The 26137-nt window shown below is 69.3% G+C and carries 21 protein-coding genes and 1 pseudogene; 8 read left to right on the top strand and 14 right to left on the bottom strand.

Translation table 11 applies throughout. The features are described from left to right. Position 1 precedes the first annotated feature (1 nt). Together NG1_RS21675 and aspS are read right to left on the bottom strand one after the other, a co-directional pair. Positions 2-970 carry a DUF389 domain-containing protein gene (locus NG1_RS21675; RefSeq protein ID WP_063910401.1) on the bottom strand — a complete coding sequence of 323 codons (969 nt, stop codon included), beginning with the start codon at positions 968-970 and terminating at the stop codon, positions 2-4. Positions 971-1043: 73 nt separating this feature from the next. Next, complete coding sequence (gene aspS, locus NG1_RS21670; protein ID WP_040867620.1) at positions 1044-2828, bottom strand: aspartate--tRNA ligase; 1785 nt, start codon at positions 2826-2828, stop codon at positions 1044-1046. A 190-nt stretch (positions 2829-3018) separates the two neighbouring features. Here aspS and ypfJ point away from each other — a divergent pair, with 190 nt between their 5' ends. Further along, complete coding sequence (gene ypfJ / locus NG1_RS21665) at positions 3019-3942, top strand: KPN_02809 family neutral zinc metallopeptidase (protein ID WP_062973548.1); 924 nt, start codon at positions 3019-3021, stop codon at positions 3940-3942. 117 nt (positions 3943-4059) lie between these two features. Further along, on the top strand, positions 4060-4596 hold the full coding sequence (locus NG1_RS21660) for a hypothetical protein (protein ID WP_062973686.1): 537 nt from the start codon (positions 4060-4062) through the stop codon (positions 4594-4596). Positions 4597-4674: 78 nt separating this feature from the next. On the opposite strand, the gene NG1_RS21655 is transcribed toward NG1_RS21660, so the two are convergent. Together NG1_RS21655 and NG1_RS21650 are read right to left on the bottom strand one after the other, a co-directional pair. Continuing rightward, positions 4675-6291: a hypothetical protein gene (locus NG1_RS21655; RefSeq protein ID WP_062973546.1), complete on the bottom strand. Its 1617-nt coding sequence runs from the start codon at positions 6289-6291 to the stop codon at positions 4675-4677. Next, positions 6288-6617, bottom strand: a complete 330-nt coding sequence (locus NG1_RS21650; RefSeq protein ID WP_040867626.1) for a type VII secretion target — start codon at positions 6615-6617, stop codon at positions 6288-6290. Before NG1_RS21650 ends, NG1_RS21655 begins: the two co-directional genes overlap by 4 nt. Positions 6618-6828: 211 nt before the next feature. Between NG1_RS21650 and NG1_RS21645 the strand changes: the two genes are divergently transcribed. From NG1_RS21645 to NG1_RS21630, 4 genes and pseudogenes are all read left to right on the top strand, one after another. Next, positions 6829-7833: an NAD-dependent epimerase/dehydratase family protein gene (locus NG1_RS21645; RefSeq protein ID WP_062973544.1), complete on the top strand. Its 1005-nt coding sequence runs from the start codon at positions 6829-6831 to the stop codon at positions 7831-7833. Between the two features lie 31 nt (positions 7834-7864). Beyond that, entirely contained in the window at positions 7865-8881 is a 1017-nt protein-coding gene (locus NG1_RS21640; RefSeq protein WP_062973542.1) for an Rv2578c family radical SAM protein, read from the top strand. 110 nt (positions 8882-8991) lie between these two features. Continuing rightward, a pseudogene (locus NG1_RS21635) lies at positions 8992-10893 on the top strand (2-oxoacid:acceptor oxidoreductase subunit alpha); the annotation flags it as partial. 233 nt (positions 10894-11126) lie between these two features. Beyond that, on the top strand, positions 11127-12206 hold the full coding sequence (locus NG1_RS21630) for a 2-oxoacid:ferredoxin oxidoreductase subunit beta (protein ID WP_062973540.1): 1080 nt from the start codon (positions 11127-11129) through the stop codon (positions 12204-12206). 28 nt (positions 12207-12234) lie between these two features. Here the strand turns inward: NG1_RS21630 and NG1_RS21625 are convergent, their stop codons facing one another. The 3 genes from NG1_RS21625 to hisS form a co-directional block, all read right to left on the bottom strand. After that, a complete protein-coding gene (locus NG1_RS21625) occupies positions 12235-13239 on the bottom strand; it encodes a malate dehydrogenase (RefSeq protein ID WP_062973538.1) in 1005 nt (334 codons plus the stop codon). 126 nt (positions 13240-13365) lie between these two features. Beyond that, positions 13366-14013, bottom strand: a complete 648-nt coding sequence (locus NG1_RS21620; RefSeq protein WP_084499089.1) for a hypothetical protein — start codon at positions 14011-14013, stop codon at positions 13366-13368. A gap of 144 nt (positions 14014-14157) precedes the next feature. Further along, entirely contained in the window at positions 14158-15429 is a 1272-nt protein-coding gene (gene hisS / locus NG1_RS21615) for a histidine--tRNA ligase (protein ID WP_062973536.1), read from the bottom strand. Between the two features lie 139 nt (positions 15430-15568). Here hisS and NG1_RS21610 point away from each other — a divergent pair, with 139 nt between their 5' ends. Together NG1_RS21610 and NG1_RS21605 are read left to right on the top strand one after the other, a co-directional pair. Next, positions 15569-16450, top strand: a complete 882-nt coding sequence (locus NG1_RS21610; RefSeq protein ID WP_062973534.1) for a peptidylprolyl isomerase — start codon at positions 15569-15571, stop codon at positions 16448-16450. A gap of 409 nt (positions 16451-16859) precedes the next feature. Next, positions 16860-17405: a hypothetical protein gene (locus NG1_RS21605; RefSeq protein WP_062973532.1), complete on the top strand. Its 546-nt coding sequence runs from the start codon at positions 16860-16862 to the stop codon at positions 17403-17405. A gap of 84 nt (positions 17406-17489) precedes the next feature. Here the strand turns inward: NG1_RS21605 and NG1_RS21600 are convergent, their stop codons facing one another. From NG1_RS21600 to NG1_RS21570, 7 genes are all read right to left on the bottom strand, one after another. After that, positions 17490-17873 carry a DUF4913 domain-containing protein gene (locus NG1_RS21600; RefSeq protein ID WP_245659987.1) on the bottom strand — a complete coding sequence of 128 codons (384 nt, stop codon included), beginning with the start codon at positions 17871-17873 and terminating at the stop codon, positions 17490-17492. Further along, positions 17870-19705 (bottom strand): type IV secretory system conjugative DNA transfer family protein, encoded by a 1836-nt coding sequence (locus NG1_RS21595; RefSeq protein WP_062973530.1) that lies wholly within the window; start codon positions 19703-19705, stop codon positions 17870-17872. Before NG1_RS21595 ends, NG1_RS21600 begins: the two co-directional genes overlap by 4 nt. Before the next feature lie 42 nt (positions 19706-19747). Further along, a complete protein-coding gene (locus NG1_RS21590) occupies positions 19748-20311 on the bottom strand; it encodes a hypothetical protein (RefSeq protein WP_062973680.1) in 564 nt (187 codons plus the stop codon). Between the two features lie 65 nt (positions 20312-20376). Continuing rightward, complete coding sequence (locus tag NG1_RS21585) at positions 20377-22041, bottom strand: peptidoglycan DD-metalloendopeptidase family protein (RefSeq protein ID WP_062973528.1); 1665 nt, start codon at positions 22039-22041, stop codon at positions 20377-20379. A gap of 37 nt (positions 22042-22078) precedes the next feature. Further along, complete coding sequence (locus tag NG1_RS21580; RefSeq protein ID WP_040867646.1) at positions 22079-22387, bottom strand: transposase; 309 nt, start codon at positions 22385-22387, stop codon at positions 22079-22081. Then, entirely contained in the window at positions 22384-24528 is a 2145-nt protein-coding gene (locus tag NG1_RS21575) for a putative type IV secretion/conjugal transfer ATPase (protein ID WP_084499088.1), read from the bottom strand. Before NG1_RS21575 ends, NG1_RS21580 begins: the two co-directional genes overlap by 4 nt. 7 nt (positions 24529-24535) lie before the next feature. Beyond that, on the bottom strand, positions 24536-26026 hold the full coding sequence (locus NG1_RS21570; RefSeq protein WP_062973526.1) for an SCO6880 family protein: 1491 nt from the start codon (positions 26024-26026) through the stop codon (positions 24536-24538). Positions 26027-26137 lie beyond the last annotated feature (111 nt).

Here is a 26137-nt window from a genome sequence, read left to right as displayed (position 1 = left end):
CTCACTTCTCGATCGGTGAGCGCATGCCGATCAGGCGTTTGAACCGTTCCACCGGCCCGGCCTCGCCGCCCGCGCGAGGCCGGAGCGCGAGCACGATGATCCCGGCCACGATGATGCCCCCCATATTCACCGCGAGCTGACCCGCGGACAGGAACGCCACCCGCCACTCCCCCAAAGTCGCCGCCACCACGGCGAATCCGGCCGCGGGCACGGTGGTCACCGAGATGAACACGCCGACCAGCGCGGCCGATTTCGCGGTCACCAGCGACAACATGCCCGCCGCGCCCGCGAGCAGGGCGACGACCAGAGAGAACGGGCCGACCTGGTAAATGAAGTCGACCTGTTCGATACTGCCCACCCCGTCGATGGTGATCCAGCCGACCTGCTCCCACACCAGCGTCGCCAGCAGCGTCACCACCATCGCCACCGGAAAACCGACCGCGAGCGCGACGGCCGAACGGCGGGCGAGCCGGAAATCCCTGCGCACCAACGCCACCGCGAACGCGGCCAACGGACCGAACTCCGGACCGACGACCATCGCGCCCACGATCGTCACCGGCGAATCGGTCGTGACGCCCACGGCGGCGAGCAGGCAGGCGATCGTCAGGAACGCGAGGAACGTCGCGTTGAGACTCGACTCCTCGTGCGTCTGCGCTACCAGTTCCTCCCACACCACCGCGTCGCTCGGATCGCCGGGCGCCTCGTGCACCGCGCGTTCACCCGCGTCCGACAAGACCGTCTCGACCGGTGTGAGCGTCAAGCCGCCGGAACGGCAGATCCCCAGCGCCGTGAGGTCCTCGATCACGGCGTTGGCGGCCTCGCGAGCCACGTCGGCCTGGACGAGGTCGCCCTTCGGCTCCAGCGCCGCACCGCGTGCCAGGGTCACGTGCGTGACCCCGGGATCGGCGGCGAGTACCGTGAGCACCTCGTCGGTGCTCTCCGGCGGGCTGATCATGCGCAAGTGCAGCAACGGGTTTCCTCGTGGTCGGCGTCAGCTGGCACGGACGCGGCTGACCAGAAAATACCGTTCGCGGCAGCGGCCGCTACGAGGCGGGCGCGTCCTTCTTCTGCTCCGGCTTGACGTCCAGTCCCGCCTCTTTGCGCTGCTGCGCGGTGATCGGCGCGGGCGCGTCGGTCAGCGGGTCGACGCCGCCACCGGTCTTCGGGAAGGCGATGACCTCTCGGATCGAGTCCTCCCCCGCCAGCAGCGCGGTGACCCGGTCCCAGCCGAAGGCGATGCCGCCGTGCGGCGGAGCGCCGAAGGCGAAGGCGTCGAGCAGGAAGCCGAACTTCTCCTGGGCCTCCTCGTGTGTGATGCCCATCACCTCGAAGACCCGTTCCTGGACGTCGCGGCGGTGGATACGAATCGACCCGCCACCGATCTCGTTGCCGTTGCAGACGATGTCGTAGGCGTAGGCCAGCGCCGAGCCCGGGTCGGTGTCGAACGTGTCCAGCGACTCCGGCTTCGGCGAGGTGAACGCGTGGTGCACCGCGGTCCAGGCGGAATGGCCCACCGCCACGTCACCGCTCGCGGTCGCCTCGACGGTCGGCTCGAACAGCGGCGCGTCCACGATCCACACGAACGACCAGGCGTCCTCGTCGATCAGGCCGACCTTGCGGGCGATCTCGACGCGCGCCGCACCGAGCAGCGCGCGCTGCGCCTTCGGTGCGCCCGCGGCGAAGAACACACAGTCCCCCGGCACCGCGCCGACATGCTTGGCCAGGCCCTCGCGCTCGGCTTCGCTCAGGTTCTTGGCGACCGGGCCACCCAGCGTGCCGTCCTCGTTCACCAGGATGTACGCCAGTCCCTTGGCGCCGCGCTGCTTGGCCCATTCCTGCCAGGCGTCGAGCTGGCGCCGCGGCTGGCTCGCGCCGCCCGGCATGACCACCGCGCCGACGTAGGGCGCCTGGAACACCCGGAACGGGGTGTCCTTGAAATAGTCGGTGCACTCGGTGATCTCCACGCCGAAGCGCAGATCGGGCTTGTCGCTGCCGAAACGGCGCATGGCCTCGGCGTAGGTCATGTGCGGGATGGGGGTCTGGATCTCGTAGCCCACCAGCTTCCACAGCGCGACCAGGATCTCCTCGGCCAGCAGGATCACGTCCTCCTGGCGCACGAAGCTCATCTCGATGTCGAGCTGGGTGAACTCCGGCTGCCGGTCGGCGCGGAAGTCCTCGTCCCGGTAGCAGCGCGCGATCTGGTAGTAGCGTTCGATGCCGCCGACCATGAGCAACTGCTTGAACAGCTGCGGGCTCTGCGGCAGGGCGTAGAAGCTGCCCGGCTGCAAGCGGGCGGGCACCAGGAAGTCGCGAGCGCCCTCGGGCGTGGACCGGGTCAGCGTCGGAGTCTCGACCTCGACGAACTCGTGGTGGGCGAGCACCTCGCGGGCGGCCGCGTTGACCTTGGAGCGCAGCCGGATGGCGTGCGCGGGGCCTTCCCGGCGCAGATCCAGGTAGCGGTGCTTCAGGCGCGCTTCCTCACCGGGCTGCTCGTCCAGCTGGAAGGGCAGCGGCGCGCTCTCGTTCAGCACCTCGAGCTCGGTGACGTTCACCTCGATCGCGCCGGTCGGCAGTTCCGGGTTCTCGTTGCCGCTCGGACGCGGTTCCACGGTGCCGGTGACGCGCACGCAGTACTCCGCGCGCAGCCGGTGCGCCTGTTCGGCGGGTTCGCCCTCGCGGAACACCGCTTGGGCCACGCCGGACGCGTCGCGCAGATCGATGAAGATCACCCCACCGTGGTCACGCCGCCGGGCCACCCAACCGGTGAGAGTGACGGTCTGACCGGCATGCTCGCTTCGCAGCGAACCAGCCAAGTGGGTGCGCAGCACGGGGTTCCTTTCGACGACGCTGACACCGGGCGCGGGGTGACCAGGTGCGAGTCCATCGTAGTGAGACACATTCCCCGAGAGGAAACCGATATCGACGCGCCCATGCCAAGCTGTATCCGAGGGAGAGCGAACCGGGGCCGTACGACCGAGGGCTGCGTGTTCCCCGGGGACGAGCGAGAAAGCGACGACGATGACCTTCAACGAGGGCATGCAGATCGACCCGGACCGGGTTTCCTCCGGCGGTCCCGGCATGGGCGGCAAACTCGCGCTGGGCGGTGGAGCGGGCGGACTCATCGTGCTGGTGCTGGCGCTGCTGCTGGGCGGCGACCCCGGCTCCATACTCGGCAACTTCACCGGTACGCCGGAGGAGAGCCAGACGCAGCCGGGCACGGAGGGCACGCCGAGCCACTGCAAGACCGGCGCGGACGCCAACAAATACGTCGACTGCCGGGTGGCGCTCACCGCGCAGAGCCTGGACGCCGTGTGGTCGGCCGAACTGCCGAAGCAGGCGGGCAAGCGCTACTCGCAGCCGAAGGTCGTGCTCTTCTCCGGGGCCACCTCCACCGGATGCGGCAACGCCACCAGCGACGTCGGGCCGTTCTACTGCCCGGCCGACCGGACCGCCTACTTCGACACCAGTTTCTTCCAGGAACTGGTGGATCGCTTCGGTTCCAGCGGCGGCCCGCTCGCGCAGGAATACGTGGTGGCGCACGAGATCGGCCATCACATCCAGAACATGCTCGGCGATCTCGGCCGCGCGCAGCGCGATCCGCGCGGGCCGGAGTCCGGCGCGGTACGCACCGAATTGCAGGCCGACTGCTACGCGGGTATCTGGGCCCACTTCGCGGACAAGCAGCCTGCGCCCGGCAGCGACCAGCCGTTCCTGAAACCGCTGTCGGACAAGGACGTCGACGACGCGCTGTCGGCGGCCGCGGCGGTCGGCGACGACCGTATCCAGCGCGCCGCGCAGGGCCGGGTGAATCCCGAAGCATGGACGCACGGTTCGTCCGAGCAGCGACAGAAGTGGTTCCTCACCGGCTACAAGACCGGCCAGGTCCGGGCTTGCGACACGTATTCGGCGCAAGACCTGAACACTCCGTCGGGCCTGCGATAGACCCGGATCCGATCGATCCAGCGCGCCGGTTCCTCCCGAAAGCCGGCGCGCTGTCATGATCTACGGCAGTTCACCTGTGTCGCGGGTGGACACGGACAGCACCGGAAGATGGGATCGATGCGAGTAACGAAAGCTGTTGTGCTGGTTGTGCTGCTGATCGTCGCGGCGGGCTCGGGCGCCGCCACGGCCGACCCGGGCCTGGATCGCCCCAGCGCCCTACCGCCGATCGCCGCGCCGCTGGCGTTGTTCACGCTGACCACCATTCCGGACGGGTGGCAGGCCCGCACGGACCTGCGTCCGCAACTGGAGATCTTCGCCGACGGCCGTGCGGTCAGCAGCCCCGACGCCGTGGCCGCCGAGCGCCGGCCGGAGACCCCGCCCAAGCGGATCGACGGCCACATTCCGCCCGACGTGCTGAGCGCGGCGCTGGCGGAGACCAAAGCGCTCGCCACGGTGGACCTCGGCGTGCCGGCCGCCACGGATCAGAGCAGCCGGATCATCGACTTCATGCCGCAGTCGCCGTCGGAGGACGTACATCTCGTGGTGTATTCGCCCGACACCACCGAGGGGCTCGGCGCCGAGCAGCAGGCCGCGCGCAAACGCTTCGCCGACCTGTACCGGAAACTGCTCGACGCGTTCGCGCAGGACAACTGACCGTCGCTCGTCATCCGGCCCGAACGGTGATGATCCCCGTTCGGGCCGGATGCCGTGCGTGGCCTCCCCCGCGACGCGTCAGAACTGGTCTTGCTCGTAGTCCGAACTGATGATCTCGTCCGAGTGCGTGGCACCGATGACGTCCGGCGTGGACTCGCCCAGCGGGCCGGTGAGGTCGTCGTTGCCGGTGGGACTCAGATACGGCTGCACGGAGCGCGAGTGTTCATCGTCATTGCCGCGCTGCCCCGCCGCGCCGGCCGGGCCACCCATGAAACCGTTCGACCCGGCAGGTGTGGTGCTCGCGGGCGAGCCGGTACCGAAGGACGTGCCCGGGACGCCGGCGACCGAGCGGATCGGGGGAACCGTGGTGCCGGGCAGGCCGGTGGCTTTCGGGACCGATGGCGTGCTCGGACTTCCGGGCCTGCCGGGACTGCTGCCGAGCAGTCCGCTCGGCGTGCCGTGGCTGGTACTCGGACTGTGCGTGGTGTGCACCGACGACGGCGTTGTCGAGGGGGTCGAAGTCCCGGGCGTGGCGGAGTCCAGGCCCGCCGCCTTGGTCGCGGTATCCGAGGCGGTCGACTGCGCCTGCTCCAGGATCGGCTGGCCGACGTTCTCCGCCAGCGCCTGCGCGACCTCCTGCGGCGCCGGACCGCCGCCCGGCGCGACCAGTTGCTGCACCATGCCGCTGAGTTCGGCGGTCTTGCCCGCCAGATCACCGCGGGTGGCGTTGACCACGCCGACGGCGTTGCCCAGGTGTTCGGTGGCCGAGGCGATCAGCGTCGCCTGGGCCGGCGGGGTCAGGATGACCGGCGCGAGCGCGGTCGCCTGGGTGGCGAACGACGACGCGATGCCGAGCAGCTGCGCGTTGCCCTGCTGTACCACCGTGGCGGCACGCTGGGTGAGCTCGGAGATGTCGATACCGCGCTGGCCGGTCTGCTGCCCCTCCACGTTCGCCTGCTGACTCGCGGCCTGGGCGTTGCGCGCGGCCTGGCTCTGCCACAGCTGCTCGACCGTGCTCATGCTGCCTTTGCCCACCTGCATGGCCATCTCGATGACCTTGGAGGACTGGCTCAGGATCGCGGTCGGATCGAACGCGCCGATGACGCCGGTGCCGAAGCTGCTCAGCAGGTCCAGGATCGGCTTCATCAGCAGATCGACGCCGGGGAGCGCGGGCACCGCGACACCCTGCATCAGCGCGGCGACCGGGTCGGCGGGCAACGGGGGCAACGCCGCGGCGGCGGCCGCCGCCTGGTTCACCGTGCCCGCGACCGCGCTCGACGCGTCGGCGAGTGCCCCGTTCAGCACGCCGGGGGCCTGATCGAGCGCCGCCTGGACCGCGGGCGCCGCGACGTGGTCGACCGCCGTGTTCATGTCACCGAGCAGCGCCGACGCCTCGTGCGGCGCGCCGAGTACGTTCTCGGCGCCCGGTGCGCCGTTCAGACCCGGCAGACCGGAGGGCATGGCGCCGACCGACTGCTGATCCTCCGCGATCTTGCGCGACAGCACGAAAGCGGGCGGCTCGATGGGCGGCAGATCGTCGGGCAGCTGCGGCAACGGCAGGTCCAGCACCGCCTGCGCGGGTGCGTTCTGCAGCGTGTCCAGCACGGACTGCTGGCCGATCGCGACGTTCTGCTCGGCCGCGTGCGCGACGGCGTGGTCCTCCGGCGCGATGACGCCACTGTCGAGCGGCCTCATACCGCGCCCCCGATCTGGCCCGCGATCGATCCGAGCGCGCCCGCGTTGGACCAGTCGACCGCGTCGTAGGCCGCGGCGGCGCTGAACGCCGAGTCCGAGAGCTTGGCGTACTTGGCCGACAGATCGTTGATGTCCTTGGCCTGCAACACCTGTGCCGCCGCGAACATCGCCAGGTAGTCGGCCCCGATCAAGCCGAACACCGGAACGAGCGCGGAAACGTTCTTCACCGCGTCGAAATTGCCCGCCCCCGCGAGATCACCGGCGATACCGGCGTTCGTGGCGGCGAACGCCCGGACCGCTTCGGTCTCTACCGAGAGATCACTCATCGAGTTGCCCCCCAAATCGTCGTACAGATCTGCGTCATGAAGTTGTCGTGATCCGCCAGCTCCCTGCCGAATCGGCAAGGGCCGCTACGGTTGCGCTCAATATAGCCGACCCGACCGGCAAGTTTCGAGCCCGAACGCGCCGCACGGCAGGGCGAAAGGGGCAGAATTGGAACGTGTTGCAAATTAGAACAAGTTCTATATTCTCTGTCCCATGAAGGTCGCAGTGACCGGCGCAGCCGGCTATCTTGGCACGAATCTGCTCCGCCTCCTCACCGAGCGCGGCCACCAGATCACGGCCATCGATCGGGCGATTCCCGCCGAGCAGGCCGCGCCCGGCATCACCTGGGTGCGGGGCGATGTGCTCGACCCGGCGTCCATGCGTGCCGCACTGGACGGCGCGGAGGTGGTCTACCACCTGGTCGCGGTGATCACCCTGGCCGACAAGAACGACCTCGCCTGGCGGGTGAACACCGAGGGCGTGCGCGTGGTCGCCGAGGCGGCGCTGGCCGTCGGCGCGCGGCGGATGGTGCACGCCAGCTCGATCCACGCGTTCGACCAGTACAGCTGCGGTGGCCGGATCGACGAGAACGCGCCGCGGTCGACCGACCCAGGCCTGCCGGTCTACGACCGCTCGAAGTGGGCGGGCGAGGTGGCGCTGCGCAAGGTGATCGATCAGGGCCTGGACGCGGTGCTGTGCAACCCGACCGGCGTCTTCGGCCCACTGGACTTCGGCAAGCCGCTCTCGCGCATCAACCGGACGCTCAGGGACGCGGCGCTCGGGCGCGTGCCCGCCATGATCGGCGGGGGCTTCGACCTCGTGGATGTGCGCGATGTGGCCGAAGGCCTGGTACTGGCCGGAGAGCACGGCCGCACGGGTGAGAACTACCTGCTCGGTGGATCGATGATCTCGATGCTCGAATTGTGCCGCGTCGCCGCGACCCACGGCGGCAAGCGGGGGCCGAGGTTCGCCATCCCCGCCAGGTTCGTGTCCGGCGTCATCCCGGTGCTCGCGCCGATCGGCAAGCTGTTCAACTCCGACATCGTCTCCAAGGCGGCGCTCGGCGCGCTCATCTCCGCGCCCGTCGTCGACCACGGGAAGGCGGAACGCGAACTCGGCTACCGGCCGCGTTCGCTCGACGACACGGTGCGCGATCTGGTCACCTTCTTCGCCGACCCGGCCCGGCTCACCCCGCCGGACACCCGGCAGATCGCTTGACAGCTTCTAGAACACATGTTCGACTGAGAGGGTGCGGTGGCAAAGCCAGACCCTGGACGCCGAGGACGGTGCCTTGCCCGGGCTGTCCCGGGCGGGCCTGGTGCGAACCGTGCGGACGCCGGAGTTCGAGGGCATCACCTTCCACGAAGTGCTGTGCAAGAGCGCGTTGAACAGGGTGCCCGAGGGCGCGAACGTGCCGTTCCAGTGGACCGTCAATCCGATGCGCGGTTGTTCGCACGCGTGCCGCTACTGTTTCGCGCGCGGCACGCACGAGTATCTGGACCTGGACGCGGGCCGCGACTTCGACTCGCAGATCGTGGTGAAGACCAATGTCGCCGCGGTGCTGCGCAAGGAACTCGGCAGGCGGTCCTGGCACCGCGAACCGGTCGCGCTCGGCACCAACACCGATCCCTACCAGCGCGCCGAGGGTCGCTATCGCCTGATGCCGGGCATCATCCGCGCGCTGGCCGAGTCCGGCACCCCCTTCTCCATCCTCACCAAAGGCACCTTGCTGCGCCGGGATCTACCGCTGCTCACCTCGGCAGCGCGCGAGGTGCGGGTCAGCCTCGCGGTGTCCATCGCGATCCTCGATCAGGATCTGCACCAGAGCCCGGAACCCGGCACGCCGTCGCCACGGGCCCGGCTCGACCTGGTTCGCGCGCTCACCGACGCGGGCTTCGCGGTGAACGTGCTGGTCGCCCCGGTCATCCCCTGTCTCACGGACGGACAGGCACATCTGGACGCGATCTTCGGCGCCATCGCCGAGGCCGGGGCGGCGTCGGCCGTCGCGTTCCCCATGCATCTGCGCGGCAGCACCAGAGGCTGGTTCCTGTCCTGGCTGGCCGAGCACCATCCGGCGTTGCTGCGCCGGTACCGTCAGCTCTACCGCCGCGGCGCCTACGTGACGCCGGAGTACTCCGCCTGGCTGCGCGCGCGGGTCGCTCCGCTGCTGGCCGAGCACGGTTTGACGGCGCGTCGACATGCCGAACCGGAGACACGACCCGAAACCGCGCACACGACCGCCGCGCAACTGGCATTGTTCGCCTGACGCCACCGTCGCCGGATCTCACCGGTCCGCGCGCTTCGGGGGCGCGCACCGCACTCGACGGAGTAGTTTGGCGATGGCACCTCTCAGCGACGAGGAAGTGAAGCAGGCATATGGTTTCACACCAAAACGATGTCGGCACAGCGAAGTTGGAAAAGGTCGTCATTCGGTTCGCCGGGGACTCCGGCGACGGAATGCAGCTGACCGGCGATCGCTTCACCCATGAGGCCGCCGCGTTCGGCAACGACCTGGCCACCCAGCCCAGCTTCCCCGCCGAGATCCGGGCGCCGCAGGGCACCCTGCCGGGCGTCTCGTCCTTCCAGATCCAGATCGCCGACTACGACATCCTCACCGCTGGTGACCAGCCCGACGTGCTGGTCGCGATGAACCCCGCCGCGCTCAAGGCGAACCTGGAGGATCTCCCGCGCGGCGCCACCGTCATCGTGAACACCGACGAGTTCACCAAACGGGCCCTCGCCAAGGTCGGCTACGCCGCCGATCCGCTGGCCGACGAGACGCTGTCGGACTTCGTGGTCCACCGCGTCCCGATGACCTCGCTCACGCTGGGCGCGACCGAATCGACCGGGGTCGGCAAAAAAGACGCCCAACGTGCGAAGAACATGTTCGCCCTCGGCCTGCTGTCCTGGATGTACGGACGCCCGATCGGCGGCACCGAGCAGTTCATGCGGGAGAAGTTCGCCACCAAGCCGGACATCGCCGAGGCCAATATCCTGGCGTTCCGGGCGGGCTGGAACTACGGCGAGACCACCGAGAGCTTCGCCACCACCTACGAGATCGCGCCCGCGAAACTGCCGCCGGGCACCTACCGCCAGATCACCGGCAACACCGCGCTCGCCTACGGCCTGATCACCGCGGGCCGGCTCGCGAAGCTGCCGGTATTCCTTGGTACCTACCCCATCACGCCCGCCTCGGACATCCTGCACGAGCTGAGCAAGCACAAGAACTTCGACGTCACCACCTTCCAGGCCGAGGACGAGATCGCCGGAATCGGTGCCGCGCTGGGCGCTTCGCTCGGCGGCGCCCTCGGTGTCACCAGCACTTCGGGCCCCGGACTCGCGCTCAAGAGCGAGACCATCGGCCTGGCGGTGATGACGGAGCTGCCGCTGATCGTGATCGATGTGCAGCGCGGCGGACCGTCGACCGGACTGCCCACCAAGACCGAACAGGCCGACCTGTTGCAGGCGCTCTACGGCCGCAACGGCGAATCACCGGTGGCGGTGCTCGCGCCGCGCTCCCCGGCGGACTGCTTCGCCACCGCGGTGGAGGCCGCGCGGATCGCCCTGACCTACCGCACCCCGGTGCTGCTGCTGTCCGACGGCGCGATCGCCAACGGCTCCGAACCGTGGTCCATTCCGCAGGTTGCGGAACTGGAGCCGATCGACCCTGGATTCGAACCGGACGGCGACGACGCCGACCCGTTCCAGCCGTACGCGCGCGATCCCGACACGCTCGCCCGACCGCTGGCCGTCCCCGGTACGAAGGGCCGCGCCCACCGCATCGGCGGTCTCGAGAAGGCCGACGGCAGCGGCAACATCTCCTACGACCCGGCCAACCACGAACTCATGGTCCGCCTGCGCCAAGCGAAGATCGATGGCATCGCCGTCCCCGAACTCGCCGTCGACGATCCGGACGGCGCCGCCGAGCTGCTGCTGATCGGCTGGGGCAGTTCCTACGGCCCGATCGGCGAGGCGTGCCGGCGCGCGCGGCGGCGCGGAGTCCCGGTCGCGCAAGCGCATCTACGCCATCTGAATCCGTTGCCCGCCAATCTCGGTGACGTGCTGCGCCGCTATCGCCTCGTGGTCGCGCCGGAGATGAACGGCGGCCAGCTGGCCACGCTGCTGCGGGCGAAGTACCTGGTCGACGTGCGGCCGTGGACGAAGATCGCGGGCACCGCGTTCTCCGCCCAGGAACTGGTCGGGGTGATCGACGCGGCGCTGGACGGGTCGATCGAGGAGATGGAACAGAACAAGGTCTTCGCCGCACGGGCGCGGGCTACTCATCGAGCGCTGCCGGACGAAGTCCGACCACAACCCTGCGCCGGGCCGAGCGCAGGCGAGGCAGCCGCAGATCGAGCGCTGCCGGACGACGTCCGACCACAACCCTGCGCCGGGCCGAGCGCAGGCGAGGCAGCCGCAGATCGAGCGCTGCCGGACGACGTCCGACCACAACCCTGCGCCGGGCCGAGCGCAGGCGAGGCAGCCGCATACAGCATCGCTGGGGGTAACGCATGACCATCGTGGAGACCTCGCTGATCGGTACCGATCTGGGACTGACCGGTGTGTCCGGGGTGCCGACCGCGGACGGGCCGCAGAAGGTGAAGGAGTTCACCTCCGATCAAGAGGTGCGCTGGTGCCCGGGCTGTGGCGACTACGTGATCCTGGCGACGGTGCGCGGCTTCCTCGCAGAACTCGGATTGCGCAGGGAGAATCTGATGTTCGTGTCCGGAATCGGCTGCTCGAGCCGCTTCCCGTACTACTTGGAGGCCTACGGTATCCACTCCATCCACGGTCGTGCTCCCGCCATCGCGACCGGATTGGCGGTCAGCAGGCCCGACCTGTCGGTCTGGGTGGTGACCGGTGACGGCGACGCGCTGTCCATCGGCGGCAATCACCTCATCCACGCGTTGCGCCGCAACGTGAACATGACGATCCTGCTGTTCAACAACCGGATCTACGGTTTGACCAAGGGGCAGTACTCACCGACCTCGGAGCAGGGCAAGGTCACCAAGTCGACCCCGATGGGCTCGGTGGACCACCCGTTCAACACGTTGTCGGTGGCGCTGGGAGCGGAAGCGACCTTCGCGGCTCGCGCGCTCGACTCCGATCGCGCGGGTCTCACCGAAGTGCTGCGCGCCGCCGCCGAGCACCGCGGCACGTCGTTCGTGGAGATCCTGCAGGACTGCCCGATCTTCAACGACGGCTCGTTCGACGTGCTGCGCCGGGAGAACGCCGCGGACCATCTCATCCCGTTGCGCCACGCCGAACCGATCCGGTTCGGGGCCGAGGGCGAATTCGCCGTCGTCCGCCGGGGTTTCGGGCTCACGGTGGCTCGCACAGACAGCGTCGCGGAGTCCGACATCGTGGTGCACGACGCCTACGCCGACGACCCGGAGTACGCCTACGCGCTGTCGCGGTTGTCCGATCAGGGACTCGAGCATGTGGTCACCGGCATCTTCCGCAGCGTCTCGCGGCCGACCTACGACGACGGGGTGCGCTACCAGACCGAGACCGCGCGCGAGAAGAAACCCGTCGGCCCCGAATCGCTCCAGTCCCTGCTCACCGGGACCGAGACCTGGACAGTCGGATAGGGCGACCGGGCGGACGTCCGCGAGCCGGTCAGGCGCGCTTGGCGAAACCGAGGTCGATGACGGCGTCGCGCTCCTGCTCGAGTTCGGCGACCGAGGCGTCGATCCGGGGACGGGCCAGTTCGTCGATCGTCAGATCGGGCACGATCGTGTACTCACCGTTCGCGCAGGTGACCGGGAACGAGCTGATCAGACCTTCGGGCACGCCGTAGGAGCCGTCCGAGGGAACGGCCATCGAAACCCAGTCACCGTCCCGGGTGCCGTGTACCCAGTCGTGGATGTGGTCGATCGCGGCGCTGGCCGCGCTCGCCGCCGAGGACGCGCCGCGGGCCTGGATGATAGCGGTGCCGCGCTGCTGCACGGTGGGCACGAACTGCTCGGTCAACCACGCGGGATCTCCGATCAGATCGAGGGCGGGGCGTCCCGCGATGGTGGCGTGCGCGATATCCGGGTACTGCGTCGCCGAGTGATTGCCCCAGATGGCGACCCGCGCGATGGCCGGGGCGGGCGCGCCGGTCTTCTCGGCCAGTTGCGCGATGGCGCGGTTGTGGTCCAGGCGGGTCATGGCGGTGAAACGCTCGGCGGGCACGTCCGGCGCGTTGCTCATGGCGATGAAGGCGTTGGTGTTGGCCGGGTTGCCGATCACGAGCACCTTCACGTCGTCCGCGGCGCTGGCGTTGATCGCGGCGCCCTGCTCCGTGAAGATCGCGCCGTTGGCGGCGAGCAGATCCGAGCGTTCCATCCCGGCCGTGCGCGGCCGCGCGCCGACGAGCAGGGCGATGCTCGCGCCGGCGAAGCCGATCCACGGGTCGTCGCTGATGTCGATGGAATCCAGCAGCGGGAACGCGCCGTCCTCCAGTTCCATCGCGACGCCCTCCAGCGACGCCACCGCTGCGGGAACCTCCAGCAGCCGCAGGCGCACGCGCGTGTCCGGGCCGAGCATCGCGCCGGAGGCGATCCGGAACAGCATGCCGTAGGCGATCTGACCCGCGGCTCCGGTCACGGTGACGGTCACGGTCCCAGCGGGGGTGCTCACGGCGAACTCCTTGCGATCGGCGAATTCCTGTAGCCCACCCTAGCCACTCTCACCGCCGCCGATGGCGCACGGTGAGCTACGCGACAGTGACCCGTGCCGCCCGCACCGGTTCTCCGGCGACGTAGGTCAGGCGAGCGCGGCGACCTCGGTGTCGGTCAGCACGATCGGCGACACCACGTCTTTGGCCCGCGCCAGTCGCACCGCGCGGTACAGCGGCCGTTCCTCCAGCCCGGCATCGCGTGCCTCGGCTCGCAACTGGTGCACCAGCATCTCGGAAACCGCTACGGCCGCGGCCAATTCGCTGGCGGCGAGCGCGTCCGCGAGTTTGCGCAAACCCAGCAGATGCAATTCGCGGCCGCTGCCCGCGTCGGTGTACATGGCCAGCGGAACGACCTGCGAGATCTCCCCGGCGGTGACCCGCAGGGCGATCCGGCTCAACCGGGCCGGGAACACCAAGACCTCGACCCCGGTGGCCGCCGACATCTCCACCCGTCGTTCACCGAGCAGCCTGCGGGCGTGGATCGTCGTGCCCGTCACCCACATTCGCCGCCGGCGCAGCGCGACGGCGTACACCACGGTGGGCGCGCCGACGACGACGCCGATTGCCGCCGCGATCGGCCAGCTCACCACGGTCGCGGCCAGCAGCGCCGCGCCGATCCCGATGCCCGACGCGGCCAGCGCGAGGCGGCGCAACATCGGCGCGTACAGCTCGGGCGCGACCAGATCGAGCCCCACCGGCGCGTGCGCCTGCTGGTCATCAGAATTCGTGGACACTACTCCGCCTTCTCGCGACTCCGGCGCCGCTGATGTGCGCGCCGGTCACGCTACCGCCCCCGCACCCCGCCCGCGACGGGTTCGGCGCACAGTATCGCGTGCCCGGCGGTCGCGCGGCGGAACCGGACAGCCCCGGCCACCGCACTACCCGGACAGCGACTCCCGGATCACGCCGACCACCTCGGGCAGCGGAATCTGCCGCTGATCACCGGTCGCCATGTCCTTGAGCCCGACGGTGTTCTCCGCGAGGTCACGATCGCCGAGCACGAGGGTGAACCTGGCCCCGGAGCGATCGGCCGCCTTCATCGCGCCCTTCACACCGCGCCCGCCGTAGGCCAGATCCACCCGGATGCCCGCCGCCCGCAACTGCGCGGCCACCACCACCAGCCGCTGTTTTGCGGCGTCGCCCAGCGGCACGCCGAAGACCTCGCAGCGCGCCGGGCTGTCCGCCGACCTGCCCTCGGCCGCCAGCGCCAGCATGGTGCGGTCGACACCGAGGCCGAACCCGATACCCGACAGCGGCTGGCCGCCGAGTTCGGCCATGAGACCGTCGTAGCGACCGCCGCCGCCGATGCCGGATTGCGCGCCGAGACCGTCGTGCACGAACTCGAACGTGGTCTTGGTGTAGTAGTCCAGGCCGCGCACCATGCGCGGGTTCACCACATACGGCACACCGAGCGCCTCCAGGTGGCCGAGCACCTGCTCGAAGTGCGCCTTGGCCGACTCCGACAGGTGATCGATCATCAGCGGCGCGTCCGCGGTTATCGCGCGCACCTCTGGCCGCTTGTCGTCCAGCACGCGCAGCGGGTTGAGCTGGGCGCGCCGCTTCGTCTCCTCGTCCAACGGGAGCCCGAAGAGGAATTCCTGGAGCAGTTCGCGGTACTGCGGGCGGCAGGTCTCGTCACCCAGCGAGGTGACCTCGAGCCGGAATCCGTCCAGCCCCAGGCCGCGGAATCCGGCATCGGCGATGGCGATGACCTCGGCGTCCAACGCCGGATCGTCGACGCCGATCGCCTCGATGCCCACCTGCTGCAACTGCCGGTACCGGCCGGCTTGCGGGCGTTCGTAGCGGAAGAAGGGACCCGCGTAGCACAGCTTCACCGGCAGCTGGCCCCGGTCGAGGCCGTGTTCGATGACCGCGCGCATCACGCCCGCGGTCCCCTCGGGGCGCAGCGTGACGCTGCGATCGCCACGGTCGGGGAAGGTGTACATCTCCTTGGTGACCACGTCGGTGGACTCGCCGACCCCGCGGGCGAACAGGCCCGTGTCCTCGAAGACCGGCAGCTCGATATGCCCGTACCCGGCCAGTCGGGCGGCGCGGAGCAGGCCGTCGCGCACCGCGACGAACTCGGCCGAGCCGGGTGGCACGTAGTCCGGTACCCCCTTCGGGGCGGAAAAGCTGCTGGTCTTGGTCACGATGCTCCAGTTTCCACCACTACGGCCCCGCAAGTCCAACCGATTCGCCGAACCGCCTCTCAGGAAGGTTGCGGAGCAGTCTCAGAAAGAAATGGCACACTCTTATCCCGATGTAACCGGATACGGGAGGAACGTGGTAGTGCCGACCAACGAACAGCGACGAGCAGCGGCGAAACGCAAGCTGGAACGTCAGCTCGCCAATCGGGCCGAGCGGGCGCGCAAGCGCAAGCAACTCACGATCGCCGGATCGGTACTCGGTGTCGTCCTCGTGGTCGCCGCCGTGACCGGGGTGTACTTCTTGACCCGCGGCGACGACAGCGGCAGCAACTCCGACGCCGCGGACGCCTCGCTGTCGAGTACCCCCGCCGCGGCCGCGCCGCCCTCCGCGAAGGCCAAGCCCGCGACGGTCGACTGCGCCTACCGCGACAGCGCCAAGCCCGCGGACAAGCCGGTCGGCAAGCCGAAGGCCGACGGCATCCCCACCACCGGCGTCGACGCGAAGGTCAGCGTCAGCGTGGAGACCACCCAGGGCCCGATCGGGCTGACCCTGAACAACGCCGAGTCGCCGTGCACGGTGAACAGCTTCGTCAGCCTGGCGGCACAGAACTACTTCGACGGCACCAGCTGCCACCGCATGACGGCGGGCGAGGGCCTGAAGGTCCTGCAGTGCGGCGATCCCACCGGCACCGGAATGGGCGGACCTGGTTACGAATTCGACAACGAGTACCCCACCGATCAGTACGCCCCGAACGATCCCGCGGCGACCTCCGAACCGATCGCGTACAAGCGCGGCGTGCTGGCCATGGCCAACGCGGGCCCGGGAACCAACGGCAGTCAGTTCTTCATCGTGTACTCGGATTCGATGCTTCCGCCGCAGTACACGATCTTCGGCACCGTGGACGACAACAGCCTCGGCACGCTCGACAAGATCGCCGAGCTGGGCCAGGACGACTCCAACGGCCCCGGCGACGGGAAGCCCAAGCAGCCGGTCACGATCCAGTCGGTGCGTATCGACCGCTGAGCGCGCACTCCGGGCCCGCCGCCGCTCTCCGGCCGCGGGCCCGAGTCGTGTCCGCCCCCATCCGGCCGACGCGAGGATAGTCGAACCTTTCTTCGGTTAGGGTGCCCTCAGTTCGAAGATCATCCGGCGCGCCCGGAGACACGCCGGAAATGTGCGATATATGCTGATAAACCGGCATGCTCGTTCGATTGTGCCGACCTTTGTCGGGTAATCTCGATACAAGGAGTTCTTGCGGCGTAGTACGGCCTCGGCCGGGCGATCCCCCGGACAGGAAGTGCCGCACCACAAGTTCTCCGGGTGTCCACGTTTGCAGGCGGGACCCGCTGCACGGGACTACAGTTCGCGTGGCGGCGTCCGTAACGAAGCACCACATCATCCATAGTGATCACTGCAGCATCGGGGAGCAGCCATGTCCGAGGAACTGGACGACATCGGCCGGGAAACCGCGGCCATGATGAGGACAATGTTGCAGCTTGCGACGCTCGTCGCCTTGCGGACCCGCGAGCGTGGTCAGAAGGAAGCCGAAGCGCGCGTCAAGCTCACCGAGGCCCGGCTCAAAGAGGCCAAGGAATTGCAGCTGCGTGAGGCGCGCGACGCGAAGGCGAAGGATCCGCGCAACACCGAGCTGGCCCGGCTGATCGAGAAGCCGATCGCGGACAAGGGCGTGTCGCTGGAGAAGGACCGCTTCTCCGCGCAAGCCGAGGCATCCCGGATGGCGGCCAACGCCGCCGCCAAGCCGGCTTTGCAATACGACTCCCAGGAACGCCGCATGGCGATCGCCGCCCACCTGGCCAAAATGGGTGTCGCACCGGAGCTTGCCGCGGTACGGATGCTGATCGAAGTAGGGCAGGCACAACCGCCGGGTGAGGCCGTACGCTCCCGCCCGGGCGAGGCCCCGTCGGTCACCAGGGGCGGGCGGGAACAGGAATCCCGCGGCTTGGAGCGCACGCGGTAGCAGAAGACGGACGAAATGCCCGCTGGATCATTCAGCGGGCATTCGTCTTACTGCCTATACCGCGAGAGCACGCGGTGCGATCGACTAGGTAGAAAAGTCCCCCATTGTGGGATCGCCGAACATCCCATGCTGCGGCGATTTCGTCGGGAGCGGGCTGAGCATGTCCTTGTGGCCGTTGCGCACACTGCAATATTTGAACGGGCCTTTGGGGTCGAACAATTTCGCCATGTGCGGATCGGCATGATCCAGGAACCAGACGCTCAACCCTGTCGACGGGTTTTGCCGGTAGTGCTCCCACGCGCGCCACAGCGCGTCCAGACGGGCGACCGCTTCGGCGTGCTGCCACCATTCGGGGCACCACACCGTGTCACTGAGATCGGTGACCTGCCGCCGATAGACCACGCTCAGGTATTCCTCGACGAATGCCACCACGCTCGCGTAGATCATGTTCTGCTGCTGTTCGGTCACAGCGGCCGGACCTCCTCGACTTGGCCATACTCCGGCGGTGGCGTCGACTTGCTCAGCGACGGCGAACCGATCACGTCCGCGATCTGCGTCTTGCGCTGTGGATCATGGTGCGAGATGGACTGTTTCACGTCCGCAGCGTACTCACCCTCCCACCAAGGCACCGTACGGATGAGCACCGGCGGCGCACCGGAGGGGAACAGGATGGCCCGGCCACGCGGCAGCGTCGCGAGGGCGTTGACCGAGAACGTCTTGGACGAGCCCAGCGAGCGCGAATAGCTCTTGCCGCCCTTGGATTCGGAGACCGACTGCGAGATCGCGTCGTATTCGCCGAGCACGTCCGAACGCTCCTGCAGGAACTTGGTGTCGTCCACGCCGCTGCCGAGCACTTTGATGTTCGCCGCCGACCACAAGGCGTTCATGCCGCTCTCGCCCCAGCAGCGGGCCCCCTGCGCCCAGGATTGCAGCACCGTCATCACGACGATGCCGCGTGAGCCGAAGTGGCTGTACTGCTTGGGCAGGTCCTTCCAGCGCACCACGTTGGCCGCCTCGTCGAGCACCGCGAGCATCGGAATCGCCAAGCGCCCACCGGCCGACTGCGACGCCTTGCGCATTGCCACATCGACCACCGCCTCGGTGAGCGCGCTCACCAAGGGCGCCGCTGAACCGCGGCCTTCCAGCGACAAGCTGTAGAGCGTGCCGTTGTTCTCCAGGAACTCCAGTTCGTCGAACTCCCTGCGATCGCCGCCACGGGTGATCCACGGGTGCACATTCGACAATTTCAGGCACCGGATCATCTTCTTGGCGGTGCCGAAGATGCCGCTGCGGGTGCGTGGATCGGCGTTGTACTGCGAGGACAGGCCCGAGGCCGTGTAGTGATGGCGGGCGGCGCGCAGGAGCTCGATGGGCTCGGTGTCCTGCGGATTGGTCACCCACTCCCACACCTGCACGATCGGCCTGCTGCCGTTGCGATCGCCGACCGCGGCGGCGAGGAACAGTCCGGCCAGCAGATCCTCGGCCTCGGGATCGAAGAACGCGTCGTGGTTGCTGTCGCTGCCGTCGTCGCCGTCGGCGAAGTGCCCCGCCAACCGCGCCGCGCGCATCTCGCACCCTTCGCGCTTGGCATCCACCCAGGACAGCGGATCCCAGAACCAGGTCGGCTCTTCGCCCGCGACACCCTGCGGATCGAAGACGAAGGTAGGACTTCCCTTCGACTCACGGACATCCCGGGTCGCGTCCACCACGTCGCGCTTGTTCGAGGTGGCCAGCACGGGGCCGATCGCGGTGAGGATCGCGGGGATCACCCGGGACGTCGACTTGCCCTGGCGCGGACCCCAGATGTCCAGGTGCAGATCCTCATACGAGCCGTAGAGCATCACGCCGTCGGCCACACCGACACCGATCGGCACGCCGGGAGCGTCGTCGTAGCCGAGTCTCACGCCCAGCTGCTGGGCCTTCTCCCGGACGCCTGCCTCGGTGAGCATCGAGATCGCGCCGCCGTTGCCCATCACGTCGGCCTTGTCGTCCACCGGCAGCCTGCCCTTGGACCGGCGCTTCTGCAACTCTTTGCGGATCACCAGGTACGCGACCACGCTCAGGATCACCAGCAACACGATCGCCGTTGCCGCACCAGGCCATTGCAGCTTGCCCCGCGCCAGATCGGCCGCGATGGCGATCGGATTGAACGGGACTTTCTGCGGGCTGCCTGCGAGCATGTTGCCCAGATGCAGCGCGAGCCAGAGGGTTCCGAAGATCGCGAAGCCGGCGTAGGTCAGTAGCAGGCTGACGTCGGGTCCGGGTACGGCCGGATCCGTCACCTTTTTCTTCTTCGCCATGTGTGCCTCCTGGGTCGGCCGTCCGGTACGGAAAGCGGGTGGTCAGCGGAATGCGTCGAGCCGCCAGCCGTCGGGTGTGCGCACGACGGTGGCGATCACCGTCGCGGGCGGCAGCGGCTCCTTGCGTCCGTCCGGATAGACGACGGTCTGCTCGATCCCGATCTTGAACTGCTGGATGTTCGGGTCGCTGAGGGCGGGCGCCTTCTCACCGGACGCGAACGTGAACGCCTCCACGCGTGCCTCCTCCCTCGCCCAATCCGCCCACTGCAGCGTCGACTTCGGCGTCTCCACCGCGGTCGGCGCCGCATCCAGCATACGAATCAAGCTGGGGCCGAGAAACTTCCGCGCCCGGCCCAGCGAAGCGCCCTGGGTCTCGGTAGCGGGTTGCCAGCTGTAGATCTCCCGCAGCGCCGCGACCGCGACACCGTCGGGGGTCACCGGGTCGGGGGCGGGCACGCCCTCCAGCAACCGGGGCGTGGACGTAGCGGGGTGCGCCGCATCGGATCCCGTGTCCGCGCGGTCCGCACGGCCACAGGCCGCACCCAGCACCGCGACGCTCACCACCAGCATCACCACCAGTTTCGCGCGTGCATTCGCTCTATCCATCCAGGCTAGCCGCACTGCGGGGTGTCGCGGCAGTCCCGCCGCCGCGTGTTCGGACCCGGCACCGCTCACAGCACCCTCCTCGCCCGTCCGTCCCCTGGCACCGCGACTTCCGAAACGCCGCCCGCCGAGCGGGCGTTCGCACCGGGCACGGACTGGATCATCCGACCGTTGCCGACGTAGATGCCGACCTGCGCAGGCCCACGGGGACCGAACGAGCTGAACACCAGATCGCCCGGCTGCGCTTTCCGCATCGGCACTTCCGCACCCGCCTCCCACTGCTGTTCGGCTGTGCGCGGCAGCGTCACCGCGCCGGAGGACGCCGCGAACACCGCCGCCGCGGTCAACCCCGGTCCGTCCAATCCCCCGCCGCTCGGCCCCTGCGGCCCGCCACCGCCCCAGACGTACGGGGTGCCGAGCCACTCGTTCGCGGCCTCGACGATCTGGTCACCGGCCGAACCCTGCCCGGGAGTGAACCGGCCGAGCGAACCCGGCGCTCGGTATTGCGCTTCCATCGTGAGGATATTGCGCACATACGGCTGGGTCTCGGCGTAATGCGCGGCAACCTGGTTCGGCATGCCGCCGGACGCCAGGACCGCGCCCTCGCCCGCGTTGTAGGCCGCCAGCGTCAGCGCGACGATGTCGCCCTGCACCCTGCCCTCGGCCTGCCACTGCTGGATCTTGTGCGCGATCGCGCACATATAGCGCCCTTGACCGATGATCGCGTCACCGTCGTCCCACACACTGGCCACGCCGTTGCCGTCGGCGTCGATCACATACGGCCTGCCGTCGTCGGGATCGATGCTCACCGCGGTCGTCGGCAGGAACTGCGCCAAGCCTTGGGCCCCGGCGGGCGAAGTCGCCCCGCGCCGGAAACCGGACTCCTGCCTGCCCTGCGCGGCCAGCAGCGAGGGCGTGATCTGCGGACAGAGGGAACCCGCACGGCGGTACCAGATCTCCAGTTCTTGCGGCACCTTGCCCGCGGCCAGCGCACCACCGACGGTGCCGAAGCCGAGGCTGCAGCGTGGATCGCTGGAATAGGCGCGCGCACCGCCGACGTCCGGGGTCGGCGCGCCGTCCAGCCAGGGCAACGGGTCGATCTGACGACCGCCGGTGAACCGGCCGCCCGGAACGATCTCGAAATGCAGATGGGGGCCGCTGGATTCACCCGCCGAGCCGACCGCGCCGATGTGCTGCCCCGCGGTCACCGTGTCGCCCGGCCGGACCAGCACGCCGGAGTCCCACATGTGGCCGTAGACCGCCGAGTACGAGCGACCGTTGGTGTCCACCGAATCGACGACGATCCAGTTGCCGAATCCCGACGCCGGACCGGCGGCGACGACGCGGCCGTCGGAGACCGAGAAGATGGGCGTACCGTCCGGCGCGGCCAAGTCGACGCCCTTGTGCGCGCCGCCCCGCGCGCCGAAGGTGTCCGAGACGGTGAAGGTTCCGGTGGCCATCGGCAACGTGCGGCGCAGCGGGCCTACGCCCGCGGCGAGCGAGGGCGTGGCGGTCGCGGCCGGGTTGGTCTGTGTGGCGCCGGGACCGGTGGTCGCGGCGGCGCGCCGATCGCCCGGCGCGTAACCGCCCAGCGGCGGAAGCGCCGACTGCGAACCGAGCACCGAGCCGCCCTCGCAGGCGTCCTCCACGGAGGGCATGACGATGACCAGCACGATGGTCATCAGGCCGAGCACCGCGCCCAGCGCCGTCCACAACGCCGTTTTGCCGCTCATCGCCGCACTCCGGCATCGTGCCGCGCGCAGCCCGGGTTCACGTCCGGCGCCGAGCTTCGTTGAGAGTGTCGGCCAACGTGCGGTTCATCTCGGCGGCGGCCGCCAACTGCTGTTGCAGCAGTGCCACTTTGCGCCGCAGCGCGGTCGCGTCCATCCGCTCCAGACCGGGGCCTTCGGCCGCGCGCACCCAGTTCCGCACCGAGTTGGTGTGCACACCGATCTGTTCGGCGACCACACGGCAGGCCTCCGATTCACTGCGCAGCTTGCCGGTCAGGGCGATGACCTGTTCGACCGCCGCTTGGCGGACCTCCGGCGAAACGCGACGGTAGGACCGGTGCGGCATCATGCGGCACTCCCCGGTGAATCCGTTCCGCGCGAGGTCGACTCGGTGAACTCGCTGAAGCGCTGGTTCGTGTCGTGGATCCCGCTTTCCTTCTCCGACAGCGTGAATTCCATGTGGAACGGGATGCCGGGCCTGCGGTCCTCACCGATCTTCAGCAGGAATTTACCGGTGCCGGGCGGGGACGGCCGCTGCTGTCCCGGTTTGAGCGCCTCACCGGTCAGCGCTTGCGGTGCGGACCATCCGGTCACCATCTCCTCCTCGGCCGATGTGAACGGAACCGTGCTGTCCAGCCGTTTGATCTCCTCGGCGGGAAGCGCGCCGAAGATCTTGGCGCGCGCCCGCTCCAGGAAACCGAGCGCCTTCGCGATGGCGGCTTCCGAGCCGAGCGCTTGCAGGTCCTTGATGGTGTGGCTGATCATGATCAGCGCGGTGGCGATACCGCGCTGCAATCGGGTGAGCTCGTCGACGCGGTCGACCATGAAGTCGCCGAGGCCCAGCACCTGCCACAGCTCGTCCATCACCACCTGGAAATAGCGCTGCGGGCCGAGCTTCGCGTCGGCGAGCACGTGCGCGGCCTCGACCGAGGCGAACCCGTCGGCCCAGCAGGCCAGCATGACGGCGGCCTTGAGCTTCTTGTCGCCGGTCGGGATGTGCGAGACGTCCATGCACACCGCGACCGCGCTGGTGTCGATCGGCACCGTGGTCTGGCCGTTGAAGACGGCGCCGAACGGCCCCTGGGTGAGCGCGCGTAGCGAGCGGCGCAGCCCCTTGATCGCTTCCATGTACTCCGCGAGGTCGTCGGCCCCCGCGTCCAGCATCAATTCCTCGCCGCCGCCGACGATCACCTCGAGCAGGTTCTCCATGATCGGCGGCTTGTCCGGCGTGTATCCGCTACCCGGCCGGTAGAGGATGCGCAGCGCGGTGGCGATCAGCGTTTCCTCGTAGTCGCGCACCCGGTCGCCGCGCACCAGTTCGACCAGGCCCGCGATCAACGTCACCTGCCGTGCCCGCAGGTCCTGCAACACCTGCAGTTGCAGGGCCGGGAACTCTTCCAGCCGTGGAACGACCGCACCGAGAACGCCCGCCGCCAGCGGGTTGAGCTTGCCGTGCCCGTAACCCAGGTCGATCACCTGGCCGCCGACGAGCTCGACCATCTTGCGGTAGTCCGGTTTCACGTCGGCGAGGATCAACGGGGTGATCCCTTGCGCGATGCCGCCGAGCACGATCCGGCGAACCAGCGAGGATTTGCCGAAACCGTTGAGGCCGAGCACGAACAGGCTGGGCGCGGTGATGAAACTGCCGCGCATGAACCAGTTCATCGGGTCGAAGCACACCGGCGCCCCGGTGTGCAGATGCGAACCGAGGGGCGTGCCGATCAACGGCGCGCCCGCGCCGACCGACCAGGGCCACAGGCCGGCGACCTGAGCGGTGGTGGCGCGGTACTCGACCGGGCGGCCGACCACGTTCATCCGGCCGCCGCCCGCGCCCGCGTAACCACGATCGGTGAGTTGCGCTGTGCTGCGGTCGAAACCGTCCTCGATCGTCTGCTCCGCGCGCGCGGCGTAGTTGCGGCGGCGGATGTCGTCGGTGCGGACACGGAACTGCGCGAACGCCGCCCGCAGGCCACTGCCCTCCCGGGCGATCATCTCCAGCTTGGCGCGCGTGGCGTCATCGAGCAGCGGTGGCCCGGACTGCTTGCGCCTATCCGCCTTCGCCTTCGCGCGGCGGGCGGCCTTGTCCGTGTTCGGTGCGCCCATGGCGCGGTCGGCGGTGTAGTCGACCTTCGCCGGCCGGGCCACGCGGCCGTTCCTGGCACCGTTGCGATCCGGCCGAGCGGCGATGCGCTCGGTGACCGCGTCGCGGGACATGCGCGAGTTCCGCTCGCCGCGAGACCGTTCGGCGTGCGCCCGGTCGGCGCGCGCGCCGTCGGGCCTGCCCACGCCCGACCGCGCGCGCCGCTCGGCCGCCCGCCGGTCGGACGCGTCCACGCCCGACCGGTCCTCGCCGTTCACCCGCGCCGAATCCCGTGCGGGGCGCCGCCGCTCGGGCCGCTGTCCCCACTCGTCCCGGCCGGATTGCTCGAGCCGCCTGCGGCGTGCGTCCTCGTCCCGTTCCCGTACGGGTGGCTCGTAGTCCCGTGCCATGAATCGCTCACCCCGCCAGTGCCTTCGGAATAGTCGCGTGTTCCGGCAGGATCACTCCGCACCCGAGGGAGGCCGCGAAGGCCGCCGCCTGGTAGCGGTAGCACCGCCGAATCTTCAAGCGCGCCTGGGTCGACAGGTCGCGCGTGATGGCTTCGATGCGCGGCAGGTCACCGCGCAGGGGCTCGGTGATGGTCACCAGCGCCCCGAAGCGGGTCACACCGTGACCCCTGGCCTGCTCTTCGCGGGCCTGCTGAGTCGCGCCCACCCGCAGCGTCGCCGCCGCGGATACGACCCCGCGTTCGCTCTGTTGGGCCACCAACGCGTTCTTGAAATCGTCGTCGACGATTTCGGCGGCGTCGGCGGCTGAGTGCGGACGGTACACGATCGCGATACGTTTGCGCGGGACTTCGGGATTCGGCGCGAGCAGCCGCTGCAACACCCGCTCGTCGACCGCGCCCTCCGGCGCCGCGTCCATCTCCCAGGTGACCGAGCGGCCACCGTCGTGCACCAGGTGATCCCACTTCTCGTCATGGGACACCGGGCCCGCGTCCGCCCAGTCGAGGCCGTGCCCCTCGGGTTCGCCCGCGGCCACTTCCAGGTCGGCCTGCGAAGCGGGGTCGTAACTGCGGCGGATGAAGGAGATCACCTCGTCGGCCGACATCGGCTGGGCGCGCACGCCGGCTTCCGCCAGCGCGGCGCAGATGCCGGGCAGGCGACGGCCGATCTCGACGGCCTCCTCCGCCGGGTTCTTGCGGCGCTCGGCGGTGGTGGCCTTGAACGTGATCGCCACCCGCGGCAGCAACTGCACCCGTTCCTGCGGCAGCTCGGTGGCCAGCTCGTACATCACCTGCTGGGCCAGCTCCGGCGCCTCCGGCCTGGTGATCGTGGAAACCTCGGTGAGCAAACGGTTTCCGGTCTCCGGCACGGTGTCGATGACCGGCACCACGGCGACGATGTCGCTGGTCTGGCCCACCGAGGCGAGGAAGGTGCCCCACGCCGAGACCCAGCGGTCGATCACCGGCTGGTCCACCGCCTCGTGGCCTTGCGGCCACGCGCGAAGCACCACCGTGTACTGGGCGAACTGCGGGAGGTGGATCATGCCGAAGCTGTAACCGCCCGCGTCGATGCCCTCGTACAACTTCGACGGCGCCAGCAGTCCGGGCAGGCGGGTGACGCCGCCGGGGATCCGGGAGAAGCGGCCGCCGCGGTACACGTGCTCGCCACGACTGCGCGAGCGCATCCAGTTGAACATCATCAATCCCGTCTCGTAGCCCGAACGACCTCCGGTCCGCCACACCAGCGGGACCATCACGACGACACCGATGCCGCCGACGATCACACCCCACTGGAAGCCGCCGACCATCGCGGTGATCAGCGCCGTGATCACGACCGCGAAGCCGAGCACGGTTTCCTCCCAGCGCAGGCCGAAAAGGCCCGCGCTGCGCGGCTTCTGCCAGAGCCCGTACGAGCGCCGCTCGTAGGTGTCGGTGAGTGTCATCGCGGAATGGTGCTCCTCCCGAGGTCGGGTGAACGGTTCGTCCAGCGGTCGCCCGCGACGTCACCCATGGCTTGGTCGGCCCGGTTCAGCCCGCCGCTCGCGGCGCGCGCC

It is taken from the genome of Nocardia gamkensis NBRC 108242 (assembly GCF_001612985.1).
In the GTDB taxonomy this organism is placed as follows: Bacteria; Actinomycetota; Actinomycetes; order Mycobacteriales; family Mycobacteriaceae; genus Nocardia; species Nocardia gamkensis.
The sequence above is the reverse complement of the archived record's forward strand: the minus strand, read 5'-3'. Positions and strand labels throughout refer to the sequence as shown.

Bases quoted from the DNA above. Each gene is read 5' to 3' on its own strand.
- NG1_RS21630 (WP_062973540.1), top strand. From the start codon at position 11,127: ATGACCATCGTGGAGACCTCGCTGATCGGTACCGATCTGGGACTGACC.
- NG1_RS21660 (WP_062973686.1), top strand. From the start codon at position 4,060: ATGCGAGTAACGAAAGCTGTTGTGCTGGTTGTGCTGCTGATCGTCGCG.
- NG1_RS21645 (WP_062973544.1), top strand. From the start codon at position 6,829: ATGAAGGTCGCAGTGACCGGCGCAGCCGGCTATCTTGGCACGAATCTG.
- NG1_RS21570 (WP_062973526.1), bottom strand. From the start codon at position 26,026: ATGACACTCACCGACACCTACGAGCGGCGCTCGTACGGGCTCTGGCAG.
- NG1_RS21595 (WP_062973530.1), bottom strand. From the start codon at position 19,705: ATGGCGAAGAAGAAAAAGGTGACGGATCCGGCCGTACCCGGACCCGAC.
- ypfJ (WP_062973548.1), top strand. From the start codon at position 3,019: ATGACCTTCAACGAGGGCATGCAGATCGACCCGGACCGGGTTTCCTCC.
- NG1_RS21580 (WP_040867646.1), bottom strand. From the start codon at position 22,387: ATGATGCCGCACCGGTCCTACCGTCGCGTTTCGCCGGAGGTCCGCCAA.
- NG1_RS21605 (WP_062973532.1), top strand. From the start codon at position 16,860: ATGTCCGAGGAACTGGACGACATCGGCCGGGAAACCGCGGCCATGATG.
- NG1_RS21585 (WP_062973528.1), bottom strand. From the start codon at position 22,041: ATGAGCGGCAAAACGGCGTTGTGGACGGCGCTGGGCGCGGTGCTCGGC.
- NG1_RS21575 (WP_084499088.1), bottom strand. From the start codon at position 24,528: ATGGCACGGGACTACGAGCCACCCGTACGGGAACGGGACGAGGACGCA.
- NG1_RS21590 (WP_062973680.1), bottom strand. From the start codon at position 20,311: ATGGATAGAGCGAATGCACGCGCGAAACTGGTGGTGATGCTGGTGGTG.
- NG1_RS21650 (WP_040867626.1), bottom strand. From the start codon at position 6,617: ATGAGTGATCTCTCGGTAGAGACCGAAGCGGTCCGGGCGTTCGCCGCC.
- NG1_RS21655 (WP_062973546.1), bottom strand. From the start codon at position 6,291: ATGAGGCCGCTCGACAGTGGCGTCATCGCGCCGGAGGACCACGCCGTC.